This is a genomic window from Brassicibacter thermophilus, from assembly GCF_055378355.1.
Window position 1 is genome coordinate 1785615 of the sequence record NZ_AP042446.1, and the last position, 24173, is coordinate 1809787.

The following is a 24173-nucleotide window of genomic DNA, read 5'->3' on the forward strand; positions in this document are numbered from 1 at the left end:
GAAAAAATGAATAAGGAAACAATAAATATGTTATGTAAACATTTTAAAATCAATGAAAAAATTGTCGAATATGTATCGATAAAAGAACAAAAGATAAAAAAATATTTTAATAGAATTGATAATATCAAAGAATATAATCAGTATAAAGTAATTAATGCAATGCAACAATCTAGACTAAACTTTACACATTTTAATTGGAACACGGGATATGGATATGACGATAGTGGAAGAGAAAAAGTCGAAGAAATATATTCTAAAGTATTTCACACTGAAGACGCTTTAGTTAGACCAACTATTGTATCTGGAACACATGCTATTTCTTTAGTAATATCAGGAATATTGAGACCTGGAGAAGAATTATTATCTATTACGGGAAGTCCTTATGATACATTACAAAATGTAATAGGTATAAAAGGTAATAGTAAAGGTAATTTTTTAGAATACGGTATAAAATATAATGAGGTTGCTCTAAAAAACAATAGTGAAATTGATATAGATAAAGTTATACAGCAAATAAATAATAATACCAAACTTGTATTAATACAACGTTCAACAGGTTACAGCAGTAGAAGAGCAATTACTGTTAAAGAGATAGAAAAGGCTATAGAAGCGATAAAAAATTATAATAAAAATATTATTTGCATGGTAGATAATTGTTATGGTGAATTTACAGATTACACTGAACCAACAGATGTAGGTGCAGATATAGTAGCCGGATCACTAATAAAAAATCCTGGAGGCGGTATCGCGTTAACAGGTGGGTATATTGTAGGTAATAGTCACCTTATTGAAGAAGTTGCAAATAGAAGCACTGCACCTGGTATTGGCAAAGAATGTGGACTTACTTTCGGAACAACAAGAAATACTTTACAAGGATTATTCTTAGCACCTCACGTTGTATCTGAAGCTTTGAAAGGAGCATTATTAACTGCTAAAGTATTTAAGGACTTAGGATTTAAAGTAGTTCCTGATTTTGAAGAGCAAAGAAGTGATATAATACAAGGAATAGAGTTTAATAACCCAGAAAGGGTAATTCAATTTTGTAAGGGTATACAAGAAGCTTCGCCAGTAGATTCATATGTGTCACCTCAACCGTGGAACATGCCAGGATATGAAAATGAAGTGATTATGGCTTCTGGAGGATTTATTCAAGGGTCTTCAATTGAATTAAGTGCAGATGGTCCTATAAGAGAACCTTATTATGCTTATTACCAAGGCGGATTAACTTATGAACATTGTAAATTAGGAATAATGAAAAGCCTAAATAATCTTTATGTAAATAATCTTATAGATAAAAATAAGCTGGAAATATAACCAGCTTATTTGATTTTTCTAAAAACTCCTATTACTTTTCCTAAAATTATTACATCAGTACATATAATAGGCTCCATATAGTCATTTTCAGGTTGAAGCCTTATGTGATTTTTTTCTCTGTAAAAACGTTTAATTGTTGCTTCATCACCTAATAAAGCAACAACGATATCACCATTTTCTGCAGTATTTTCTTGTTTTACTAAAACATAATCATTATCAAGAATTCCTGCATTAACCATACTTTCTCCTCTTACAGAAAGTATGAACACATTATTATTTCCAACAAAACTAAGAGGAACAGGAAAAGTGTCTTGAATATTTTCGACTGCTAAAATAGGTTCACCCGCTGTAACCTTACCAATAATAGGAACATCGACAATTTCCTTACGTGGAAAATTTACATAGTTGTTACTTTTATCTAATATTTCTATAGCTCTAGGCTTAGTCGCATCTCTTCTAATATAATTTTTTTGTTCTAATTTAGCCAAATGTCCATGCACAGTAGAAGTAGACCTAAGCCCAACAGCTTTACATATTTCTCTCACTGCAGGAGGATAACCTTTAGATTGAATCTCTTTTTTTATAAAATTAAGAATTTCTATTTGCTTGTTAGATAAATCTTCATACATATTATTAGCACCCCACAAACTATATTTTTTTTATTATATCATAATAAACGGCAATAATCAAACGCCTGTTCGGAAAATAGTTGACATAGAACAAGTGTTCTTGTATAATTTAACTGTAAGAACATTTGTTCGGGGGTATAAAATGATTAAATATAAAATTATCAATAAGGTTAGATTTACTATTTTTATAGTATTAATAATTATTTTTATTTCTTTTATAATTACAAACATATTTCAAAACAAAGTTTATAGCAGTACTTACGAGAGATACTATGAAGTTATGGTAGTAAAAGGCGACACATTATGGAAAATTGCAAAAAATAATAATCCTAATAATTATGATATACGACGAGTTGTAAATAGAATAATGACCTTTAACGATATGAAAAATGCAAAAATTAAACCTGGTGATATTTTAAAAATCCCCATTAGATAAGGGCAAAGAAGAGACTGCCCTTATCTTTACTAATATATTTTATTTATCGTTATTAGTTAATTGAGAAAGTGGATTACTTTTAACTGCATTTCTAAGTCTTTCATCATCTAAATGAGTGTATATTTGTGTAGTGGAAACATTTTCATGCCCAAGTATTTCTTGTAATGCTCTAATATCAACATTACCATACTTGTACATAAGTGTAGCGGCAGTATGTCTAAGTTTGTGAGTAGAGTATTTGCTTGTATCTAATCCTGATTTTGAAATATACTTTTTCACCAAATGTTGTACAGCTCTAACACTAATTCTGTTTTTTCTTTTGCTGATAAACAAAGCTTTTTTGTCGTTTAAATTTTCTTTTGGTCTAACTTCTAAATATTTATTAATTGCATCAATACATGCTTCATTAAGATATATAGTTCGCTCTTTATTGCCTTTACCTATAACAGTTAATGTATCACCTTTAATTTTATCAATATCTATGCTAACTAACTCAGAAATTCTGAGACCACAATTTAAAAAAAGGGTAATAATAGCATAATCTCTAATTTTATATTCACCATCTATTGAGTTTAGTAATTCTTTAGCTTCAGGTAACGTAAGATATACAGGGTGTCTAATATCAGTCTTAGGAGATTCTAGTTCAGCAGCAGGGTTTTCATTAATAAGTTTTACTTTTGTATGTAAATATTTGAAAAATGACCTTAAGCTTGCAACTTTACGTGCTTTTGCATAATTCTTATTATTTCTTTTCTTATCAGCAAAAGAAATAAAAGCATATAAATCTTGTAAATTAACTCTTGAAATTAAAGTTGCATCAATATCAGATATATCAATTTCATCAAATGCAGTAGAATTATCTACTAATTTATACCTAATTTTAAGAAACCTAAAAAAAGTTCTTAAATCCAAATAATACTCCTTAATAGTATTTGGAGATTTGCCTTTAATAGTTTCTAAATAATCTAAAAAATCCGTTAAAATTAAAGGATCTGTGTTCATGAAATCACCTCAGTAGTTAATAATCACACATCATTAGTCGCAAAATATACATTTTGCGACTAATGATGTGTGATTATTGTATTCGTTATAAATACGTAAAATCCTCTTAAAATAAAAAATTTTTACTAAAAAATATTTCATAATTAATTTCTCAAATTAAAGTTGCTTATAGAGAAGTTTAAAATCAATTTTGGGCTTTTACATATATAACAAATTTGTTATTTTGAATCAATCCAAAAGGCTTTCTATATATAAATTTATATATAGAAAGCCTTTTAAATCAAAACTTTAAGCACTAACTATAATTATAAAATGAATAACCTTAGCATTATCTACACATTAATAATTTTTCTATTCTATCTAAACCTTCCTTAATATTTTCCATAGATGTTGCATATGACAATCTAACGAAATCATCTGCACCAAAAGCAATACCTGGTATTAAAGCTACTTTTGCTTCATCAAGCATAACTTTAGCAAAATCCAAAGATCCCTCGATTTTAACGCCTTTTATTGTACTACCTTTAAATTTAGATATATTAGCCATAACATAAAAAGCACCCTTTGGTTTTCTACATGATAAACCATCAATAGAATTTATCTTCTCTACCATATAATTTCTTCTATTCTCAAAATGTTTATTCATATATGATATATTGTCTTGATTTCCTAATAATCCCTCAATACTGGCATATTGAGAAATAGAACATGGATTAGATGTAGTGTGACTTTGAATATTATTAATAACTTTTATAATATCCTCGTGAGCTGCTGCATATCCGATACGCCACCCAGTCATTGCATATGCTTTTGACATTCCATTTATAACAATAGTTAACTCTTTTATTTCATCGTTAATAGAAGCTATGCTTACATGTTTTTCACCATCATAAATTAATTTTTCATATATTTCATCAGAAATAATAAAAATATTATTTTTAACAGCCCAATTAGCTATATCTATGATTTCTTTTTTCGAATATACAGTTCCAGTAGGATTATTAGGGCTATTTAATATTAATACCTTAGTCCTATTGGTAAGAGATTTATTTAAATCATCGATAGTCAATTTAAAATCATTTTCTTCACTTGTTTCTATCATAACTGGTACACCATCAGCTAGTTTTACCATCTCAGGATAACTAACCCAATATGGAACTGGAATAATAACTTCATCGCCCGGATTAAGTATAGCATAAAGTGCATTAAAAATGGAATGCTTTGCTCCACTTGATACAATAATGTTTTTAGGCGAATATTCTAACCCATTATCCTTTTTCAGTTTGTCACATATAGCTTTTTTAAGCTCAATTAGTCCAGAAGCAGCAGTATATCTCGTATGGCCATCTTTTATAGCCTTTATACCTGCTTCTTGAATATTACTTGGTGTATCAAAATCAGGTTCACCAGCACCAAAACCTATAACATCAAGTCCTTGTGACTTCATAGCTTTTGCTTTAGCAGTAATTTCTAATGTAAGTGATGGAGCAATTTTCTTTGCTTTTTCTGAAAGATTAATAGACATAATATCCCTCCGCTATTTATTTTACTATTCGTAAACAATGAATATTTCTATAAGTCCAGAAAAAATCCTCTTTAAAATCAATTTAATAACAATCAATAACTTAATTATTTAAGTTGTTTTTAGATTAAAATTAATGTAATTAAAGTCCCCTTTCAGAATAAATATCATTTATAATATTTTTGATAATATTCAACGAATCTTCAAATACAGGTTTATATATTAATTTAATTCTTTTATAATATTCAAAACCTTTTTCAGTCATCTTATAATATCTTATAGATCTTTTATCTGGTTCTTGCCACCATCCCATTATATACCCATTAGATTCCATATCTCTAAGTAATGGGTATATCATTCCGGGGCTAGGCTCCCATTTACCTTTAAGCCTTTGTTTGATAACATCAATAATTTCATTTCCGTAGTAATTTTTCTCATTCAACAAATGTAAAATATATAGTTTTACTAACGAAGTAGTACTAATCTTAAATGGAAATTGCCTATTCCTTTCATCTTTATTTTTATTCATTATTTTTCACCCTATATTCTTTTATAAGATTGAGCATTTTTTCAGATTCATTTAAATCTATGCAATAACTACCAAAAATAAGCTCATCATCTTTAAGTCCACCATGATAATCGGAACCGCCAGTCATAACAAGGCCATGCTTAAATGCCATTTGTTTATATAATTTAATTTCTTCAGAATTATGTTTAGAATGTACTACTTCAATTCCGTCTATACCCATATTAATAACTTTATCTACTATTTTCAAATTGTCTATTAATCCAGGATGAGCTAAAACTGCTACACCACCAATATCATGTATTAAATTAATACATTCGTTCACTTCAAGTTTATACCTTTCAACATATGCAGGCTTTCCTTTTTCTAAATATAAATCAAATGCTTCAGCAATGTTGTTAACATATTTTTTTTCTTGTAAAGTTTTTGCTATATGTGGTCTTCCTATATAATCATTTTTAGATTGTGCTTTTACATCTTGTACTGTTATTTTAATTCCAAGATTATTAAGTTTAGTAATCATCTTCCAAATTCTCTCTGACCTGTGTTCAATAAGCTTATTAGATAGAGACAATAAATTACTTGAGCGATAATCTATAAAATAACCTAAAATATGCACATCATAATTTTCTAAGCTACTACTTAATTCTATTCCAGGTATAATTATTGTTTTGCATTTAATTAATTTAGATCTATCTATTGCTCTTTGTATACCATTAATAGTATCATGATCAGTTATTGATATAGCATACATATTATTTTGATTAGCTAAATCTACAATTTCTTCGGGCGTTTTTAGCCCATCAGAAGCTGTTGTATGAATATGTAAGTCTGCATTTAACATATAAAGTTTAATACCTCCATATTTATTATAATGTATCTTTTATTAATCACAATATATTATTTCCCATTATTTTCGAAATATTAAAAATCAAGCTATATACACAGTATAACTGTAAAACACAGAAATAAAAAACCTGCCAAATTCCGACAGGTTTTTTCTAATCATTATCTAGGCTCAACAATTAATTTTATAGCTGTTCTTTCTTCACCATCAATCTCAATATCTGTAAAAGCTGGTATACATATTAGGTCAACACCACTAGGAGCAACAAATCCTCTAGCAATAGCTACTGCTTTTACTGCTTGATTAAGAGCACCTGCACCTATTGCTTGAATTTCAGCAGAACCTTTTTCTCTTAATACTCCTGCTAATGCTCCTGCAACAGAATTTGGACTTGATTTTGCTGATACTTTTAATACATCCATTAATAAAGCCCCCTTCAATTATATTATTATTATTATATTTATTATATTATTCTATTCTACATTTATCAAATAAATCCTCTTTTTAACATATAAATATTTTAAAAAATTTATAAATTTTAAGTTTTTCTTTATTAATGGAATAATGTTATATATAAAGAATTAGTTAAATTTAGAACACGTTATTTCGTTATACGATTTTCTTATAATATTTAATATTAACATAATTATTAATTATATAAATGAAAAGAGAAGATATTATCTTCTCTTTATTTTGCATATTCAATAGCCCTAGTTTCTCTTATAACATTTACCTTAATTTGCCCTGGATAATCAAGTTCAGTTTCAATTCTTTTAACTATTTTTCTTGCTACATGAATAATATCATCATCACTTAACTCATCAGGTTTTACCATTATTCTAATTTCTCTACCAGCTTGAATTGCATAACACTTTTCAATACCTTCAAATGAACTAGCTATATCTTCTAATTTTTCTAATCTTTTAATATAAGCTTCCAAAGTTTCTCTTCTTGCACCTGGTCTAGCAGCAGAAATAGCATCAGCTGCTTGTACTAAAACAGCCTCTACAGTTTGAGGCTCAATATCTCCATGATGTGCACCTATAGCATGTAATACTTCATTAGATTCTCTATATTTTCTTGCTAAATCTACACCAATAGTAACATGAGGACCTTCCATTTCATGATCTACAGCTTTCCCTATGTCATGAAGTAAGCCTGCTCTTTTAGCAATTTTGACATCTGCACCAAGTTCTGCAGCCATTAATGAAGCTAAATTAGAAACTTCTATAGAATGATTCAATACATTTTGACCATAGCTTGTTCTAAATTTAAGTCTACCTAAAAGTTTAATCAATTCAGGATGCAATCCATGAACTCCAGCATCAAAAGCTGCTTGCTCTCCTACTTCTCTAATGTTATTATCAACTTCTTTTCTAGCTTTTTCAACCATTTCCTCTATCCTAGCAGGATGTATTCTCCCATCAACAATTAATTTTTCTAGTGCAATCCTTGCAATTTCTCTCCTAATAGGATCAAAGCCAGATAATATTACTGCTTCCGGCGTATCATCAATTATTAAATCGATTCCTGTTAGGGTTTCAAGAGTTCTTATATTTCTACCTTCTCTACCTATAATTCTTCCTTTCATTTCATCATTAGGTAAAGACACAACAGTAACTGTAGTCTCAGCTACATGATCAGCTGCACATTTTTGAATAGCATATGAAATTATTTCTTTAGCTCTTTTTTCAGCTTCTTCTTTTGCTTTATTTTCAATTTCCTTTATCATTAATGCAGCTTCATGACTAACTTCTTTTCTGACATCATTTAATAACAATTCTTTTGCTTCTTCTGATGTTAATCCAGATAATCTTTCTAATTCATTTAATTGTTTTTCATATAACTCATTAATTAATAATTCTTTTTGTTCTAGCTCCTTACTCTTTCTATTTAGTAACTCTTCTTTCTTTTCAAAGCTTTCACTTTTTCTATCAAGTATTTCTTCTTTATGAACAATCCTTCTTTCTAATTTCTGAAGCTCATTTCTTCTTTCTCTTACTTCACGATCGAAATCATTTCTCATCTTGTGAATTTCTTCCTTAGCTTCTAGAAGAAGTTCTTTTTTGTTAGTTTCTGCTAATTTTTTTGCATCTTCAATAATTTTTGAAGCTGCTTCCTCGGCATTTTTGAATTTAGCTTCAGCAATTAGTTTTCTCAAATATATCCCTATAAATATACCAATTACTGTACCTGTAATAATTCCTATAATAATCTTTCCAGTTTCAATAATCAGCACCTCCTTCACTATTTACTTTTCAAGTTTCATTAATGCAAAATACAAAGTTTCACAATTCAATAAAAAATATAAATATAAACCGAGTAGTCTCGGCTTATAAATTCTACATATTGATTTGTAGAATTCCATATGCTACTACATCAATTTATGCAAAAATATTTCCAATATCCGTATTTATTTTATTACTTTTTTATATTTATGTCAAGTAAAATCAAATTTGCTCTATTTTTTCAGCCCTGCTAACTCCATTAATAATTTCTATTCTATATGCATTTTTTGAAATAGACGATAAGTGATTGTTATGAGTTACTAATATTATTTGTCTATTAAACATTTCTGAAGTTTGTCTTAAAAACTCCGCAACATTAAATATATATTCGGAACTAACATGTTTAGCTGGTTCATCTAATAGCAAAGGTCCATTTACTGTTGGCTTATGTATTTGCATAAATGCTATTCTTAATGCAAGAGAAATGATATCAACAACTCCGCCACCTCTTGATAGTTCAGGTTTAGTTTTAATTAACTTATCTCCAATGCGACTAATAACATAAAATTCAGCATTAGGTTTACCATATGCTTCTTGTATATCAATTTTAAATTCTATATCTGAATCAAAAAAAACATATTGCAAGCAATTAGTAACAATTAATTCAATTTGCTTCTTTGACTGTTCTCTAGCATATTCAGAAGTTTTCTGCAATAGTATATTTACCTTTTCTAATATATCTAACTCTCTATATAAATTATTAATATTTGATTTTATTTTTTCAATTTCTTCTTTAATATTTTCTTCTTTACCTTTTTCTAAATTATATACTTTTTTTAATTTTTCTATACTATTATTTAAATATTTAATATTTTGAGTATAATTCTCCAACAAATTCACCTCAACTTTTTTCTAAAATATCTTTAGGTAACATTTCATTAGCTTTGTTGAACAACTCTTTTATTTGAATATCTAACTCTTTTATTTCTTTTTCTAAGTCCTCAGGTTTAACTCCCATTTTTTCAAGTTCTTGAATAATCTCTTCCTTCTGTTTATTTAACTGTTCCATTCTAGCTTCAGCTTTATATTTAAGAGATTTTGCTTTTTCAATATTTTCCTTAAGCATATTTAAATCTTTTTCATAATCTACATCTTTTTCATAATCTACCACTAAACTACACCCTCCTTAATTTATCTATAACTATTAATTATTTTATTAATATGACTTTTATCTATTTTATTTAAACATAGCGGACATATTTCAAGCGTTTCTAATATTTTTTCATATTCACAAAGATATTTGTCAACTTTTTCATTAGAGTTTTTTATAATAATTTGCATTCTAACAATTTCTGCATTAGACTTCTTTAAATCCTTGTTATATTGTTCTAATTTTCTTAATTTATCTAATAAATTTTTTATTTTATATGCATATTCAGTAATTTTATCAATATCCTTTAATTTTTTAATATAAATATCCCCAAAAGCTATTCTTTTATTTAAGTCCTGTAATTTATTATTAATAGATTTAAGATTTTGAAACTTGATGTTAAGTAAACATAATTGATTGATAAGTTTGTTTATTTTATCAGTAGTGTTTAATTTCTTTAATATATATGCATTTTTTGCTTGTAACTCAATAATACTATCATATCTCTCTTTTATTTTACTTAGCTTTTCTTTTCGTTTTATTTTCTTCTCTAATTGCTTAACATCAGTAACTAAACTTTCTATGTTAGAAAGTTTAGTTAAAATATCTCTATCACGTGATATATTTTTTATTAATTGACAATACAGATTATATTTATTATAAAAATATCTATGATTTTTCATTTTAGCTTCTATATGTTGATATAGAAGTAATATATCATCAATATAAGACAGTTTCCTTAAAATATTATTTGTAACCCTTATGTCTTTCTCTATCTTTTCGTATTCGTTTTTAATATTAGAAAGATTTAAATATCTTTCCCATGTAGAATTAATTTTTGTCTTAATATCTTCTATTAAATCTATAATAGATTTTAAATCATCTAAATAATTAAATTGTTTTAATTGTTTGCTATATTCCTTTAACTTTTCTTCATTACTTTTTATATTAATATTTAAATTTCTTATATCTTTTAATACTCCTGATATTGCTTGATCTACAATATGAACTCCAACCAATCTACCAATTGCATTAGCGCGTGTAGATGTTTTTTCCGATAATAGAAAAGGTCCTTCTAATTGTTCTCCAATATTTATAAGTGAAGACTGTTTGCCATCAAGATATATCTTTTTAATACCAATAATATCCATAATAGGTTGAGGAACTTCACTACCAAAACCCTCAAATACAGACTCTTTATTATTCTTATCTACAAAAACATAAAGATTTTTATTTTTACTTCTTATTCTTGTCAATCTTTCTCCATCAAAAAATTGTAATGTAACACTACATTCTTTTTCTCCTTCTCTAATAAAAAATGTCCCTAACGGTTCATTAAACAAAACCCATTTCACAGCTCTTATAATTGCACTTTTTCCTTGATCTGAAGGTCCTACTATTACATTTAATCCTTTATCAAGCTCTATTTCCGTATGCTTATGAGATTGGAAATTATTAATAATTATTTTTGAAATATAGTTCATATTAAAACTCATCCCCTTTATAAAGCATCTGTGAAATAGAGATTCTTTTCATAGCTTCTTTTTTAACTTCTTCTGATACTCCTTCTGCGTTAGATATGTTATTCAATATATGATTTATATCTAATTTTTCAAAATCAGTGGATGAATCTACTATTTGTTTAAATTGCATCAGTTTTTCGTTTCTATACATTGATATTTCGATTTGTTTTCTATCTAAAACTTTTTCTCCTTTTTCTGCGACTTTTAATGGAATTAAATCTATTTTAATATCATCATCTAAATCAATTATAGCTATTTGAGGTTGTCTTTCAATTTCTTTTAAACTATTAGTAATTCTTATCAAACTACCTGGATTTACAAAATATTTATCACCTTTTTGTATTATCCCAAATCCTGAATGGTAGTGTCCTACTAAAGTTATATCTGCTGCTGTTTTATCAATATCATCAATCAATGTATAAGGTATGCCTTCTATAAATGGTCTATCTAAAAGCATACCGTGCACAATATGTATGGCATACTTTACTCCTTGCAATTTATTCTTTACTATATATTTGCTTTTTTCCTTATCAGTATCTATATCAAAAGAGTATGACGCCCCCGTTAACTGGACTTTTATATTATCTTTTTCTAATAATATTATTTTTTGTTCATCTAATATCTTTACCACTCCAACAGCATCAAATACTCCTAACATGCTCCTATTTATAGTTTCTGGATTATGCCCATATATATCATGATTTCCAGACACAATATATATAGGAACTTCTATCATACTTAATATTTTAGCAAATCTACTTACAATTGATGGAGATATATCTGGCCTATCAAATAAATCCCCACCATGCAATACATAATCAATATTATTAATTTTAATAATATTGATTATTTCTTTAAATTTTTTTTCTAAAGTATCAACAATATTATCTTTCCTATTTTTAGGTGAAGTACCTCTAATATGAGTATCAGTAAAAAATAGCAATCTCAATATTTAACACTCCTATTAAAATAATATATAAAATTGTTTTCCAAAAATAATAATCTCTTTTTTAATTATAACATAATTACTATCACTTAACTTTAATATTATTCTTTATTATATATATTATCCCCACACAAAATTAAAGCCCCTTTTAGGAGGCTTTAACTGTAAAAAATATTATTTTTTTTGTTTTGTATTTTCATTCTTTCCATCTTTAATTTTCTTATCGATAACTAATCCATTTATTTCTCTTATTTTATTTTCTATTTCTTCCGCAATTTTAGGATTTTCTATAAGAAATTGCTTTGCATTTTCCCTACCTTGGCCTAACCTAATATCGCCATAACTATACCATGAGCCTGCTTTATTTATTATATCAGAATTAACTCCTACATCTAAAATATTACCTTCTTTAGAAATACCCTTTCCGTACATTATATCAAACTCTGCCTGTTTAAATGGTGGTGCTACTTTATTTTTAACAACTCTAACTCTCGTCCTATTCCCTATGATTTCATCGCCTTGTTTTATTGATTCTATTCGTCTTACATCTAATCTAACTGAAGCATAAAACTTAAGAGCCCTTCCACCTGTTGTAGTTTCAGGATTACCAAACATTACTCCAACTTTTTCTCTTAATTGATTTATAAATATTGCAATAGTATTTGATTTTTTTATAGCACCTGCCAGTTTTCTTAATGCTTGCGACATAAGTCTTGCTTGAAGTCCCACATGGCTATCTCCCATTTCACCTTCAATCTCAGCTTTTGGAACTAATGCAGCCACAGAATCGATAACTAATATATCTATTGCACCACTCCTGACTAATGCTTCAGCAATTTCTAAAGCTTGCTCACCTGTATCTGGTTGCGAAACAACCAAATTTTCAATATCTACACCTAAATTTTTAGCATAAACAGGGTCTAAAGCATGTTCAGCATCAATAAAAGCTGCTACACCATTTCTCTTCTGTGCTTCAGCTATAGCATGAAGTGCTACTGTAGTTTTACCTGAAGATTCAGGGCCGAATATTTCAACAATCCTACCTTTCGGAAGACCTCCTATTCCTAAAGCTATATCAAGATCGAGAGACCCTGTAGGAATAGATTCAACGTTAAGCTTAGAATCCTCACCAAGCATCATTATTGAACCTTTACCAAACTGTTTTTCAATTTGGTTAATAGCCATTTCCAAAGCTTTTTTCTTTTCAATCATAATCTCTCCAGAAAAATCTGGAATTCACCACCTTTCCATATCTCGAACATTTGTTCTATATTTATTATATAATATTTTCTCTTAATGGTCAAATATAATTTACAAAAGGATACTGTCAAGTAAAAGTTGGCAAAATTATTATTTTTAAATTTAATCATCCAATTTTGCTGTTTTAATTATGTTTTTATGCCCGATAGGGCAAGAGTATTCTATTTATACTTTCTACAATTTTAAAAATAAATTTACATATACTTTACAATGATTTCAAAATTGTTATTCTATAATACTAGACTTATGATTATAGAATAACAATAAGTCTGAGAGCCCTATTTTTAGGTCTAATTCTATTTATTCATCAGTATTAATGCTCTATTATGTTGTATTTTTTTAGGCTTATATTAGAGCATAGGTATCGTATGTTAGCTTATTCTTTTAAGTTATATAATATATTAGATATTAAAAACTTAGGTTCATTTGACTTGCACATTTGCAACCTAACATGTCCTTTATGGCTTTTCTTCCGTTAGTTACTGAACATTGACTAAATGGCATGCTTGCTCTTTTGTGTTTGTATATCTTGCTTTTCTTTGGCTTTTTATTTACTTCTGCTGCTGTTAATCCTACTTTTTCTATTATTTCTTCAAGCTTTTCTTCTTTTATTTCTTTGTTCAGTAGTGATTTTATTGTTGTTGCTAATTCTTTGCTTGCTTTTTCTGCTAGTATCTTGGCTAAGTTACTGGCTCCTTGTATTGACCAACTTGTTTTATTCCCTTTCATCCTTTGTGCTAATATATCACATATGCTATGTTCCATTGTTCCTAGATTTCTATATTTAATTCCTTCTGGTGGTTGCGGCATATTTATGTCTGGGCGAAGTTTGTAGAGCACTATCCCTTCTTTGTTGTTTACTAGGTAATTATATAGTGCCTGTAATTTCTTCATTTTCTTTTGATTATCATTGTTTTCTATCATTAGTTTTGTTATCATTTCTAATCCTTCTTCTATGTTACCATTGCTTAGTTTCTTTATTATTTCTTTTGCCTTTTTCTTATCTTCTATGTTCTTAAGTACTGCTTGATTTCTATGAAATGGATCTAATTGAAAGTGTGAATTGTCTTCTTTTATAACTTCTTTTATCCAGTTTGCTCCATCTCCATTTACTATTTTTGTTTCTATTTCGTCAGTATTATATTGTTTCGCTATTTTGGCTTGTCTTAGTTTTCTAAATTCTTTACTACTTCCAAAGCTTGCATATGCTTTTTTGTTCTTTAGTACATATCTATCTTTTTTCTCATGCTTCTTCTCCCAGCCTTCATAAAAAATTCCTAATTTTAGTTCTTTTTTCTCTTTTCCCTTAGTCTTTTTATCTTTACCTTGGATATTTATCCACACTCCATCCATTTCTTCAAACAATATTTTTGTTTCTTTTTTGCCTTGTAATTTTTCTTCGTTGTTTAATTTTATTTCGTGTTTTTCTTTTTGTTTTAGTTGTTCTCCTAAGTTTTGTATTATGTTCCAAGCTGCTGAATGACTTATACTTTGGTTTGTCATTTCTGTTATTTTATTTGCTGTTTTTCTATATGATTCATCTGTTGCTAGATCTACTATTTTTTCTACTAGATTTGTAGATATATGTCCTATGGTTTCCATTTTTAAGTATTCATCTAAAAGGCATTTGTAACCTCTTTTACCCTCTTGTGTAGTATATTGATATATTCTACGTTTATATTCAATTTCGCCCATTATTGTTTTTATGGTAGTTTTCTTTAATCCTTTATTTCTATATTCTTCTTTATCTCTTTCTTTCATTAATTTATTATCTAATTTTTCTAATAGCTCTACGAGCATTTCACATGCCTGTCGGCATACAAGCTTATATATAATTTTCTCTAAGTTCTTGAAATTAATTTCTTTTTCATCTAAACTTATATTATACATGTAATCATCCCTTTTATAGTTTTCTTATTAATTACTATTATATTGGATGATTCATATATGTTAAAGGTGCTTTCGGGCATCTTTTTCATTTTTGTTGTTTTTGCCTACTAAAATTATACTCTAAGTTACAAAAGCAAAGCTTTTCTTGCTTCATTAAATGCCGCTAAACATGCTCTTAATTGAATACTTTCTCTATCCCCTCTAAATATAAATTTATTAGCATAGCAATAATCTTTATAGCTCACCCCTATGTATACTAAACCAACAGGCTTTTCCTTACTTCCTCCAGTAGGGCCAGCGATACCCGTTACTGAAATCGCAATATCAATATTTCCTTTTTCTAAAAGCCCTTTTGCCATTTCCATTGCAGTTTCTTTACTAACTGCACCATATTTTAATAAAGTACTTTTTTTCACATTTAATTCATCAATTTTTGATTGATTACTATACGTAACTATACCTCTTTCAAATACTCTTGATGCCCCAGGTATTTTTGTTAATGTACTACAAATTAATCCACCAGTACAAGATTCACAAAAACCTATTTTCATATTTTTTTTACTTAACAAATGAAAAACAACCTCTTCAATACTTTTACCATCATAACTATATACATAATTGTCTATTATGGGTTTAAGTTTTGAAATCATGCCATCTATTAGCAAATCAGCTTTTTCTTTGCTGTGTGCTTTAGCAGTAACTCTTATATCAACACTTCCTGGCTTAGCATATGTAGCAATTGTAGGATTAGTTTGTTTTTCAATAATATCTTTAATTTTAGTTTCTAATGTAGATTCACCTATGCCAATAGTTTTAATAAAACGTGATTTTATTATTTCTTTTTGTTCAAATAAAGGAAGAACATATTTTTCAAACATAATATTTAATTCTTTTGGTGGACCAGGCAAAATTACAATTTTATTTTTTCCATTGTCTATATATAACCCTGGTGCTGTTCCAATATCATTAGGCAAAACTTTACTACCTTCAATAACATATGCCTGTTTGGTGTTATTTTTAGTCATTTTAAGACCTTTTTTATTAAAATATTCTTTAATTTTATCAAGCTCTTCCATATTCAATATTAACTTTTTATTTAACGCCTCACATATTGTTTCCTTTGTTATATCATCATCTGTAGGTCCCAAACCACCTGTGCATATAATCACCTCTGATCTTGATAATGCAATGTTAAAAACTTCTTTTAACCTATTTTTATTATCACCAACTACAGTATGATAATAAATATCTATGCCTCTATCAGCTAATTTATTTGAAAGATATGTTGCATTAGTGTTAACTATATTTCCTAATAGTAATTCAGTACCAATATTTATTATTTCACCTTTCATATTAACCACTCCATTATTATATATAGAATATTAAATAGAAAGAAACCTAAAAACTTTATTTATTATGATACAGATTTGAAAACTTTTATATTTTTAAGTATATAGTCTATACCAGAAATAATAGTAAATATAACTGCTAAAATAACAGCTACTTTATCCATAGGAAAATCAACAATACTAAAAGGATAATTATCTAAAAGCAGTAGTAAAATTGAAATCATTTGTGTTGTTGTTTTAATTTTTCCCCACCAGCTAGCTGCAATTGTTATTCCATCAGAAGCAGCTAATACTCTTAAACCAGTAATAGCAAATTCTCTAGCAATTATTACTACTACTATCCATGAAGAAATTTTATCCATTTCAACTAATGAAATAAAAGCTGCTGAAACTAGTAATTTATCTGCTAACGGATCCATAAATTTCCCAAATTTAGTAATCAGATTTCTACTTCTTGCTATGTAGCCATCTAAAGTATCTGTTAATGCAGCTATAACAAATATTAAAGCTGCTATATACTGTCCATATAAAATATTTGAAAACAAAAAAATCATGAAAATAGGAACAAGAAAAATTCTAAAAATAGTTATTTTATTTGCTAAATTCATTATATATCTCCCCTATTAAATCATATTCTAAAACATCATTAATCTTAACATTAACAAAAGAGCCCATTTCTAGATTTTTTTTGCTATGAATATATACAATCCCATCAATTTCAGGGCTATCCATATACGTCCTTCCGATATATATACCATCTTCATATCGGTCTTCAACCAAAACCTCATATACTTTGTTCAATTTTTTTACATTTTTATTATATGATATATCTTTTTGCAATCTCATTATGATATCTTTTCTAATATATTTTGTTTCTTCATCTATATGATTATCCATTTCAGCAGCAGCTGTATCTTCTTCTTTAGAATATGTAAATACACCTAATCTATCAAACTCACTATTTTTGACAAAATCATATAACTCTTGAAATTCTTCATCAGTCTCAGTAGGAAAACCTACTATAAGAGTCGTTCTTATTATTATATTCGGTATTTTGTGACGAAGTTTGTTTATAAGCATAGTTAAACTATTTTTATTACATTTTCTATTCATTAAACTAAGAATTCTATCATTAGCATGCTGTATTGGTATATCAACATATTTTACTACTTTCTCACATTCTTTTATGCTCAATATAGTATCATCTGTTAATGTTTCAGGATATAAATACAATAATCTTATCCACTTCAATCCCTCAATACAATTTAGTTTTCTAAGTAACTCAGGTAATTTATACTCACTATATAAATCTATGCCATATTTACTTGTATCTTGAGCTATTAAAATTATCTCTTTAATACCTTTTTGTACTAGTGATTTAACTTCATCAACAATTGACTCTATTCTCCTGCTTCTATATTTTCCTCTAATTTTAGGAATTATACAATAAGAACAATAATTATTACATCCTTCAGCTATTTTTACATATGCAGTAGTTATACCTTCTTTTATACATCTTTTTACTTTATCATTATATGTATTATTTAAATTATCTACTTTAATAGTTTTTTTGTTAATTAACGCTTCTTTAACAATTTGATCAACCTCATATATACTTCCAGTCCCTAGAATTCCGTCTATCTCAGGCATTTCATTAAAAAGTAAATTTTTATATCGTTGGGCAAGACACCCAGCAACAATCAACGCTTTGCATTTACCTACCTTTTTTAATTCTGCCACTTCTAAAATAGTATCAATAGATTCCTGCATTGCATCATTTATAAAACTACACGTATTTACAATAATTATTTCACACTCTTCTAGTCTTTCACAATAATCATACCCTTTACCTATTAATAAGCCTATCATTTGCTCAGAATCAATAGTATTTTTTTCACATCCTAAGGATATTAACGAAAATTTATATCCCATTAATATGCTCCTTTCATTTGTATTTTAATTTTCAACTTCGTCTTTTGTTATTAACACTTTTCTTGGTTTGCTTCCTTCATAACCACCTATAATTCCTCTCTCTTCCATTGCGTCAATTATTCTAGCAGCCCTTGTATATCCAATCTTTAATCTCCTCTGTAATAATGAAATAGAAGCTTGTCCCTCATTTATAACTAAATCTATCGCATCAGAAAGTAATTCATCAGAATCATCACTATTAGTTATATTAGCTTCATTGTCAATTGTATCAATAATTTCATTTTTATATTCTGCAGTAAATTCACTTTTTAGTACTTCAACTATTCTTTCTACTTCACTTTCTGAAATAAAAGCTCCCTGAACCCTTAAAGGCTTTGACATACCAACTGGATAATATAACATATCACCTTTTCCTAAAAGTTTTTCAGCTCCACCCATGTCTAAAATAGTTCTAGAGTCTGCTTGAGATGAAACTGAAAAAGATATTCTTGAAGGTATATTGGCTTTGATAGTACCAGTTATAACATCTACAGAAGGTCTTTGAGTAGCTACAATCAAGTGAATCCCAGCAGCTCTAGCCATTTGAGCTAATCTACAAATTAAATCTTCTACCTCTGTAGGCGATACCATCATTAAATCGGCTAACTCATCAATAATAATAACAATTTTAGGTAGTTTTTCAGCATTATCTTTACCTTCTATTTTATGGTTATAATTATCTATATCTCTAACACCATTTTTAGCAAATAATTTATATCGTCTAGTCATTTCTTGAACAGCCCAGTTAAGTGCACTAGCTGCTTTTTTCGGATTTGTCACAACTGGAATCAATAAATGTGGTATACCATTATATATACTTAGCTCAACAACTTTTGGATCAATCATAAGCATTTTAACTTCATCAGGTTTAGCTTTAAATAGTATACTTATGATAATAGTATTAATACAAACGCTCTTTCCTGAACCCGTAGCACCAGCTATCAATAAATGTGGCATTTTTTCCATATTAGCAATAATTGGCTTTCCAGCAATATCTTTTCCTAATGCCAAAGGTAATTTAGTTTTAATCCTACTATAGTCATCACTTTCCAAAACCTCTCTCAAGTTTACATTAGATTTATCTTTATTAGGAACTTCTATTCCTACTGCGGATTTTCCTGGTATAGGAGCTTCAATTCTTATATCTGAAGAAGCAAGGCTCAATGCAATATCATCAGATAAAGAGACTATCTTACTTACCTTCACTCCTGGTGCAGGTTGCAATTCATATCTTGTTATAGTAGGTCCCCTACTAACTTGAACTATTTTTGCATTAATTCCAAAATTTTTTAGTGTGTCAGCTAGTTTTCTAGCATTAATGAGTATCTCCTTTTTTTCATTACTTTCATTATTATCTCGTTTCTTTTCTAATAATTCTAAACTTGGGAATCTATAATTTTCATAATTAGCTTCATTAGTAACATTTATTTCACTTACTTCCAATTCATTTACTTCATTATCTTCACTAGTAAATTCCTTCATTTTTGAAGCTGCTTCTTGATTTTTTTTATTATTACTTATATCATTTAAATGAGTATAATCTAGTATTTTAATTTTTTCTTCAAAATCTTCTGCATCAACGTTCTTTTCTATGTTTGTATTATTTTCCTTATTCTTACTCATTACTTTTTTCTTTTTCGTAGTCTCCTCTTCAGTATTAACATATATAAAGCTTTTTATTGAAGATATAGAACCCATTAACAACTTTATTATTTTTTCATAAATAATTTTTAAAATCTTGATTAAACTTTTATTTGTAAACATCAGTAAAGAAATTAATATAACTGTTGTGATAATTATATAAGAACCAATAACACCAAATAACTTAAGAAATATATAAGATAAAAAAGAACCTAATAATCCACCTCCCAAGCCTTCTTCACTCAATTCAATAGATATTTTAATTCTATCTATTAACGATATATCATTTTCAATAGGTAAAACCTTAATATCAAATATAATTAAAAAGCTTAAAAAAATAACAATTAAAGAAATGGATTTTCTGTTTTCTTGCAAATTTAGTCGGTTTATAGAAAATAATATACCTATTGTTAATATTATATAAGGCAATATCTTACTGCCAAATCCTGTTAGTTGCATAGACTTGATTTTAATAAAATGTCCAATAGAACCAGTGGATTCACTAACCATACTTGCTAAAAATAATACTCCTATAGAGATAATCAGTATACCTATTATTTCTTTATTAATTTCTTTGTTTTCACGTTGTTTTTTATTTTTCGTACTGTTATTTTTTCTAGTACTAGAATTCTTTTTAGATTTACTCATGTCAACCACCTCTATAGAGTATTTCTATAAAAAAAATAAAAATCCTTTTAAAAATAAACTTTCCTTGCTCCAATATTTAAACACTATTTACAGTAAAGTATTAGGTTAATATTTAAATACGTGGAGATGAAAGTTTATTTTTAAAGGCAATTTATTGGAGTATTAAAATGTATTTGCAATGAGTAATATGACACTTAAAATCCATACATAATATGAAAAATAGTGTAATTTTCCTCTTTCTAATACACGTATTAATATTTTGATTGATATTATACCAGTTATAGTTGATATTAGCACTCCTATTAATAATGGAATAGTAAATAAAGTACCTGCTTCCTGAGGAAGGGCATCTTTAATTCCCAAAATTGCAGCTCCAAATGTAGCAGGCAAAGCTAAAAGAAAGGAGAATTTTGTAGCTAATTTTTTGTCCAATCCTCTAAAAAGACCTCCCACTATAGTCGACCCTGATCTCGATATTCCAGGTGTTATTGCAAATCCTTGGAATACCCCTATAATAAATGAGTCAGCATAAGTTACTTCCTTTACTGATTTATTTCCTAAAGAACTCTTTTCTGATATCCATAGCAAAACCCCTGTAATAATGAAAGCTATAGCAACTACAGTAATAGAACTATAAAAGCTTTCAAATATATCACCTAAAGCTATACCCATTATACCAGTTGGTATTGACCCAACTATTATTAACATAGCCATTTTTTTATATGTATTATCTACAATAAGTCTTTTAGTTTTGAAAAAATCCTTGATTAAAATAAAAAATTCTACTATAATTTTAAAAATATCTTTGAAGTATACAATAAAAATAGATAATAAAGTACCAAAATGAAGCATTTCAGTAAAAAACAAATTTCCTTCCTTTATTCCAAATAAAGTTTGTAAAAGTACTAAATGTCCAGAACTACTTATCGGTAAAAACTCAGCAACCCCTTGAAATATACCAAGTACTATAGCCTTAAATAATGTCAAAAATACTCCCCCTTAATTGTAAAAATGTTAAAGTTATACCCATTACTTAAGTAATTATAACATAATTGTTAGTAATATACTATAATATTTATTTGCTTTTACTATTGGTCATTTCTCGTATTTTTCTTAACGCATCCTTAAAACCTCCAACTTCATTTATTAATCCATAATCTACTGCTTCCTTTCCTATTAAAATAGTGCCTACATCATTAGCTATTTCATCTGTGTCATACATTAACTTTTTTAATGTTTTTCTATCAATTCTTGATGTTCTTAAAATAAACTCAATAATTCTCTGTTGCATTTTTTCAAAATATCTAAAAGTTTGAGGAACCCCTATAACTAAACCTGTCATTCTTATAGGGTGGATGGTCATACTTGCTGTAGGAACTATAAATGAATAATCACTAGAAGTTGCAAGTGGAACTCCTATACTATGGCCTCCACCTAAAACAAGAGATACTGTTGGCTTATTTATACTATTTATCATTTCAGCTAAAGCTAATCCAGCTTCCACATCTCCACCTACAGTATTTAGGATAATTATAATCCCCTTTATATTAGGATTTGTTTCTGCTGAAGTTATTAATGGAATTAAATGTTCATATTTAGTTACTTTTTTCTGTGGTGGTAATACATTATGACCTTCTACTTCTCCAATAATAGAGATAAATTGAATATCTTCAATAGGTTTGATTAATTTTTCAGTTCCAACTTCCTTCAAGTTTTCAAGGTGACTACTTTCTGATGAATTATTATCATCTTTATTTAGCTTATTTATATATATATTCTCTTTCATCATAACACTCCTTATTTATTCTATTTTTATGCTTTAAAAATTATGGTACTTCTTCACTAAATTATTTTTTACTATTATTTAAAATATATGCTTAATATCTACGTGATTTTCTATAATAATTAAGAAATAAAAAGAGTAGACATAAAATTTTATGTCTACTCTTTAGCAAGGTTAAATTCATCATGTAGGCTAATTATTGCTTTTTCAGCATCCATTTCATTTACTAATATCCAAATAGTATTATGAGAGTCTGAAGATTGCAATATATTTATTTTTTCTTTTTTCAATGTTTTAACAATTCTAGACATAACACCAGGAGTGCCATGCATTTTATGTCCTATAACACTAATTTTGCAGCAATTTGATATTATTTCATACTTATAATGATGTTTATTTAAAATGTGTTTTAAAATATCTAAGTCTTTCATATCAATAGTAAATACTTTTCTGTCCGTGAAAAAATTAATTAAATCTATATTTACTTTATTATTACTTATCTCTTCCATAAATAAACAAATATCATCTTTATTTGTATAAATGATTATTTGTACTCTGTTTTTTTTATAAGTTATTGAAGTAACTACATTTTTAAAATCTCTTTCTGGACTACCATTATCTTGTATTTCATTATTCTTTATAACAGTACCTTTACAATTATTAAGTGTATTCTTAATCTTGAGTATTATGTTTGACCTTTGTGCAATTTCAATAGCTCTAGGATGAATGACCTTAGCTCCATCTTCAGCTAATTGATAAACTTCTGAATAGCAAACAGATTTAATAAGTTTAGCATCATGTACAATCCTTGGATCTGCAGTCATTATACCATCAACATCTGTATATATTTCAACATACTTACATTTTAAAGCTTCCCCCAATGCAACAGCAGTTATATCACTTCCGCCTCTTCCTAAAGTAGTAACATCTCCAAACTTTGTTATACCTTGAAAACCTGTTACTATCACTATTTTATCTTTTTTTAATTCTTTTTTTATATTCATTGGATCAATCTTTATTATACTTGCATTCCCATAATTATTGTCTGTTACAATGCCCGCCTGCCACCCAGTAAATATAGTATTTTTATAGCCTCTTTCTAGTAATAAATTCCCTAAAGCTACTGCAGATATTACCTCTCCACAAAACATTAACAAATCAAGGTCCCTTTTGTTTATAAAATCTCTATTTACTAATTGTATTAGTGAATCTGTAGAATATGGACTTTCTTTTCTTCCCATTGCTGAAACCACGACAACAAGTTTATTACCCTCATCATAGCTTTTAATTATTTTATCAGCTGCAAATCTTCTCGCTTTTTCAGTAGCTAATGAAGTCCCCCCGTATTTTTGTATAACTACATTCATTACATCACCCCAATAAATATGAACGACTTAACATTACACCTTAAAAAAAAATTGCATATTAAAATTTATCAAATTCTAATATGCAATTTAGTTAAATACCGTAATATTATATTTTATTATATGCACTTTTTCTATATATGT

At 27.8% G+C, this 24173-nt stretch carries 22 protein-coding genes; 2 read left to right on the forward strand and 20 right to left on the reverse strand.

Annotated features, from left to right (window positions below):
* Window positions 1-6 precede the first annotated feature (6 nt).
* On the forward strand, window positions 7-1314 hold the full coding sequence (locus ACZ41D_RS08450; protein WP_464151000.1) for a methionine gamma-lyase family protein: 1308 nt from the start codon (window positions 7-9) through the stop codon (window positions 1312-1314).
* A 5-nt stretch (window positions 1315-1319) separates the two neighbouring features.
* On the opposite strand, the gene lexA is transcribed toward ACZ41D_RS08450, so the two are convergent.
* On the reverse strand, window positions 1320-1943 hold the full coding sequence (gene lexA / locus ACZ41D_RS08455) for a transcriptional repressor LexA (protein WP_464151001.1): 624 nt from the start codon (window positions 1941-1943) through the stop codon (window positions 1320-1322).
* Window positions 1944-2085: 142 nt separating this feature from the next.
* On the opposite strand from lexA, the gene yneA reads away from it, so the two are divergent.
* Window positions 2086-2379 (forward strand): cell division suppressor protein YneA, encoded by a 294-nt coding sequence (gene yneA / locus ACZ41D_RS08460; protein ID WP_464151002.1) that lies wholly within the window; start codon window positions 2086-2088, stop codon window positions 2377-2379.
* Between the two features lie 39 nt (window positions 2380-2418).
* Here yneA and ACZ41D_RS08465 read toward each other — a convergent pair whose 3' ends face one another.
* The 19 genes from ACZ41D_RS08465 to dapG all read right to left on the reverse strand — a co-directional run bounded on the left by ACZ41D_RS08465 (window position 2419) and on the right by dapG (window position 24032).
* Window positions 2419-3381: a tyrosine recombinase XerC gene (locus tag ACZ41D_RS08465; protein ID WP_464151003.1), complete on the reverse strand. Its 963-nt coding sequence runs from the start codon at window positions 3379-3381 to the stop codon at window positions 2419-2421.
* A gap of 328 nt (window positions 3382-3709) precedes the next feature.
* Complete coding sequence (locus ACZ41D_RS08470) at window positions 3710-4906, reverse strand: pyridoxal phosphate-dependent aminotransferase (RefSeq protein WP_464151004.1); 1197 nt, start codon at window positions 4904-4906, stop codon at window positions 3710-3712.
* 139 nt (window positions 4907-5045) lie between these two features.
* The gene (locus ACZ41D_RS08475) at window positions 5046-5432 is read right to left on the reverse strand and encodes a PadR family transcriptional regulator (protein WP_464151005.1); all 387 of its coding nucleotides are present in this window, start codon (window positions 5430-5432) and stop codon (window positions 5046-5048) included.
* Entirely contained in the window at window positions 5425-6273 is an 849-nt protein-coding gene (locus tag ACZ41D_RS08480) for a PHP domain-containing protein (protein WP_464151006.1), read from the reverse strand. Before ACZ41D_RS08480 ends, ACZ41D_RS08475 begins: the two co-directional genes overlap by 8 nt.
* A gap of 164 nt (window positions 6274-6437) precedes the next feature.
* On the reverse strand, window positions 6438-6698 hold the full coding sequence (spoVS, locus tag ACZ41D_RS08485; RefSeq protein ID WP_034429806.1) for a stage V sporulation protein SpoVS: 261 nt from the start codon (window positions 6696-6698) through the stop codon (window positions 6438-6440).
* Between the two features lie 266 nt (window positions 6699-6964).
* Window positions 6965-8524 (reverse strand): ribonuclease Y, encoded by a 1560-nt coding sequence (gene rny, locus ACZ41D_RS08490; RefSeq protein WP_464151007.1) that lies wholly within the window; start codon window positions 8522-8524, stop codon window positions 6965-6967.
* 202 nt (window positions 8525-8726) lie between these two features.
* Window positions 8727-9395 carry an OLD family protein gene (locus ACZ41D_RS08495; protein WP_464151008.1) on the reverse strand — a complete coding sequence of 223 codons (669 nt, stop codon included), beginning with the start codon at window positions 9393-9395 and terminating at the stop codon, window positions 8727-8729.
* Between the two features lie 10 nt (window positions 9396-9405).
* Window positions 9406-9675 carry a hypothetical protein gene (locus ACZ41D_RS08500; RefSeq protein ID WP_464151009.1) on the reverse strand — a complete coding sequence of 90 codons (270 nt, stop codon included), beginning with the start codon at window positions 9673-9675 and terminating at the stop codon, window positions 9406-9408.
* Window positions 9676-9695: 20 nt separating this feature from the next.
* Window positions 9696-11138 carry an AAA family ATPase gene (locus ACZ41D_RS08505; RefSeq protein WP_464151010.1) on the reverse strand — a complete coding sequence of 481 codons (1443 nt, stop codon included), beginning with the start codon at window positions 11136-11138 and terminating at the stop codon, window positions 9696-9698.
* Between the two features lies 1 nt (window position 11139).
* Window positions 11140-12126: a metallophosphoesterase family protein gene (locus ACZ41D_RS08510; RefSeq protein WP_464151011.1), complete on the reverse strand. Its 987-nt coding sequence runs from the start codon at window positions 12124-12126 to the stop codon at window positions 11140-11142.
* A 171-nt stretch (window positions 12127-12297) separates the two neighbouring features.
* On the reverse strand, window positions 12298-13335 hold the full coding sequence (gene recA / locus ACZ41D_RS08515) for a recombinase RecA (protein WP_464151012.1): 1038 nt from the start codon (window positions 13333-13335) through the stop codon (window positions 12298-12300).
* 456 nt (window positions 13336-13791) lie between these two features.
* Window positions 13792-15273, reverse strand: a complete 1482-nt coding sequence (locus tag ACZ41D_RS08520; RefSeq protein WP_464150702.1) for an ISLre2 family transposase — start codon at window positions 15271-15273, stop codon at window positions 13792-13794.
* Between the two features lie 125 nt (window positions 15274-15398).
* Window positions 15399-16625: a competence/damage-inducible protein A gene (locus ACZ41D_RS08525; RefSeq protein ID WP_464151013.1), complete on the reverse strand. Its 1227-nt coding sequence runs from the start codon at window positions 16623-16625 to the stop codon at window positions 15399-15401.
* A 62-nt stretch (window positions 16626-16687) separates the two neighbouring features.
* Complete coding sequence (gene pgsA, locus ACZ41D_RS08530; RefSeq protein WP_464151014.1) at window positions 16688-17230, reverse strand: CDP-diacylglycerol--glycerol-3-phosphate 3-phosphatidyltransferase; 543 nt, start codon at window positions 17228-17230, stop codon at window positions 16688-16690.
* Complete coding sequence (gene rimO / locus ACZ41D_RS08535; RefSeq protein ID WP_464151015.1) at window positions 17214-18554, reverse strand: 30S ribosomal protein S12 methylthiotransferase RimO; 1341 nt, start codon at window positions 18552-18554, stop codon at window positions 17214-17216. The genes pgsA and rimO overlap by 17 nt, the downstream gene beginning before the upstream one ends.
* Window positions 18555-18578: 24 nt before the next feature.
* Window positions 18579-20882, reverse strand: a complete 2304-nt coding sequence (locus tag ACZ41D_RS08540) for a DNA translocase FtsK (RefSeq protein ID WP_464151016.1) — start codon at window positions 20880-20882, stop codon at window positions 18579-18581.
* Between the two features lie 162 nt (window positions 20883-21044).
* On the reverse strand, window positions 21045-21869 hold the full coding sequence (locus tag ACZ41D_RS08545) for an undecaprenyl-diphosphate phosphatase (protein WP_464151017.1): 825 nt from the start codon (window positions 21867-21869) through the stop codon (window positions 21045-21047).
* 88 nt (window positions 21870-21957) lie between these two features.
* Window positions 21958-22668, reverse strand: a complete 711-nt coding sequence (locus ACZ41D_RS08550) for a ClpP family protease (protein ID WP_464151018.1) — start codon at window positions 22666-22668, stop codon at window positions 21958-21960.
* Between the two features lie 155 nt (window positions 22669-22823).
* Window positions 22824-24032, reverse strand: coding sequence for an aspartate kinase (dapG, locus tag ACZ41D_RS08555; protein WP_464151019.1), 1209 nt, complete (start codon window positions 24030-24032; stop codon window positions 22824-22826).
* Window positions 24033-24173: the final 141 nt, after the last annotated feature.

Bases quoted from the DNA above. Each gene is read 5' to 3' on its own strand.
- ACZ41D_RS08520 (WP_464150702.1), bottom strand. From the start codon at position 15,273: ATGTATAATATAAGTTTAGATGAAAAAGAAATTAATTTCAAGAACTTA.
- ACZ41D_RS08475 (WP_464151005.1), bottom strand. From the start codon at position 5,432: ATGAATAAAAATAAAGATGAAAGGAATAGGCAATTTCCATTTAAGATT.
- ACZ41D_RS08480 (WP_464151006.1), bottom strand. From the start codon at position 6,273: ATGTTAAATGCAGACTTACATATTCATACAACAGCTTCTGATGGGCTA.
- lexA (WP_464151001.1), bottom strand. From the start codon at position 1,943: ATGTATGAAGATTTATCTAACAAGCAAATAGAAATTCTTAATTTTATA.
- ACZ41D_RS08450 (WP_464151000.1), top strand. From the start codon at position 7: ATGAATAAGGAAACAATAAATATGTTATGTAAACATTTTAAAATCAAT.
- spoVS (WP_034429806.1), bottom strand. From the start codon at position 6,698: ATGGATGTATTAAAAGTATCAGCAAAATCAAGTCCAAATTCTGTTGCA.
- dapG (WP_464151019.1), bottom strand. From the start codon at position 24,032: ATGAATGTAGTTATACAAAAATACGGGGGGACTTCATTAGCTACTGAA.
- yneA (WP_464151002.1), top strand. From the start codon at position 2,086: ATGATTAAATATAAAATTATCAATAAGGTTAGATTTACTATTTTTATA.
- rimO (WP_464151015.1), bottom strand. From the start codon at position 18,554: ATGGGATATAAATTTTCGTTAATATCCTTAGGATGTGAAAAAAATACT.
- ACZ41D_RS08465 (WP_464151003.1), bottom strand. From the start codon at position 3,381: ATGAACACAGATCCTTTAATTTTAACGGATTTTTTAGATTATTTAGAA.
- ACZ41D_RS08550 (WP_464151018.1), bottom strand. From the start codon at position 22,668: ATGAAAGAGAATATATATATAAATAAGCTAAATAAAGATGATAATAAT.
- ACZ41D_RS08470 (WP_464151004.1), bottom strand. From the start codon at position 4,906: ATGTCTATTAATCTTTCAGAAAAAGCAAAGAAAATTGCTCCATCACTT.
- recA (WP_464151012.1), bottom strand. From the start codon at position 13,335: ATGATTGAAAAGAAAAAAGCTTTGGAAATGGCTATTAACCAAATTGAA.
- ACZ41D_RS08540 (WP_464151016.1), bottom strand. From the start codon at position 20,882: ATGAGTAAATCTAAAAAGAATTCTAGTACTAGAAAAAATAACAGTACG.
- pgsA (WP_464151014.1), bottom strand. From the start codon at position 17,230: ATGAATTTAGCAAATAAAATAACTATTTTTAGAATTTTTCTTGTTCCT.
- ACZ41D_RS08525 (WP_464151013.1), bottom strand. From the start codon at position 16,625: ATGAAAGGTGAAATAATAAATATTGGTACTGAATTACTATTAGGAAAT.
- ACZ41D_RS08505 (WP_464151010.1), bottom strand. From the start codon at position 11,138: ATGAACTATATTTCAAAAATAATTATTAATAATTTCCAATCTCATAAG.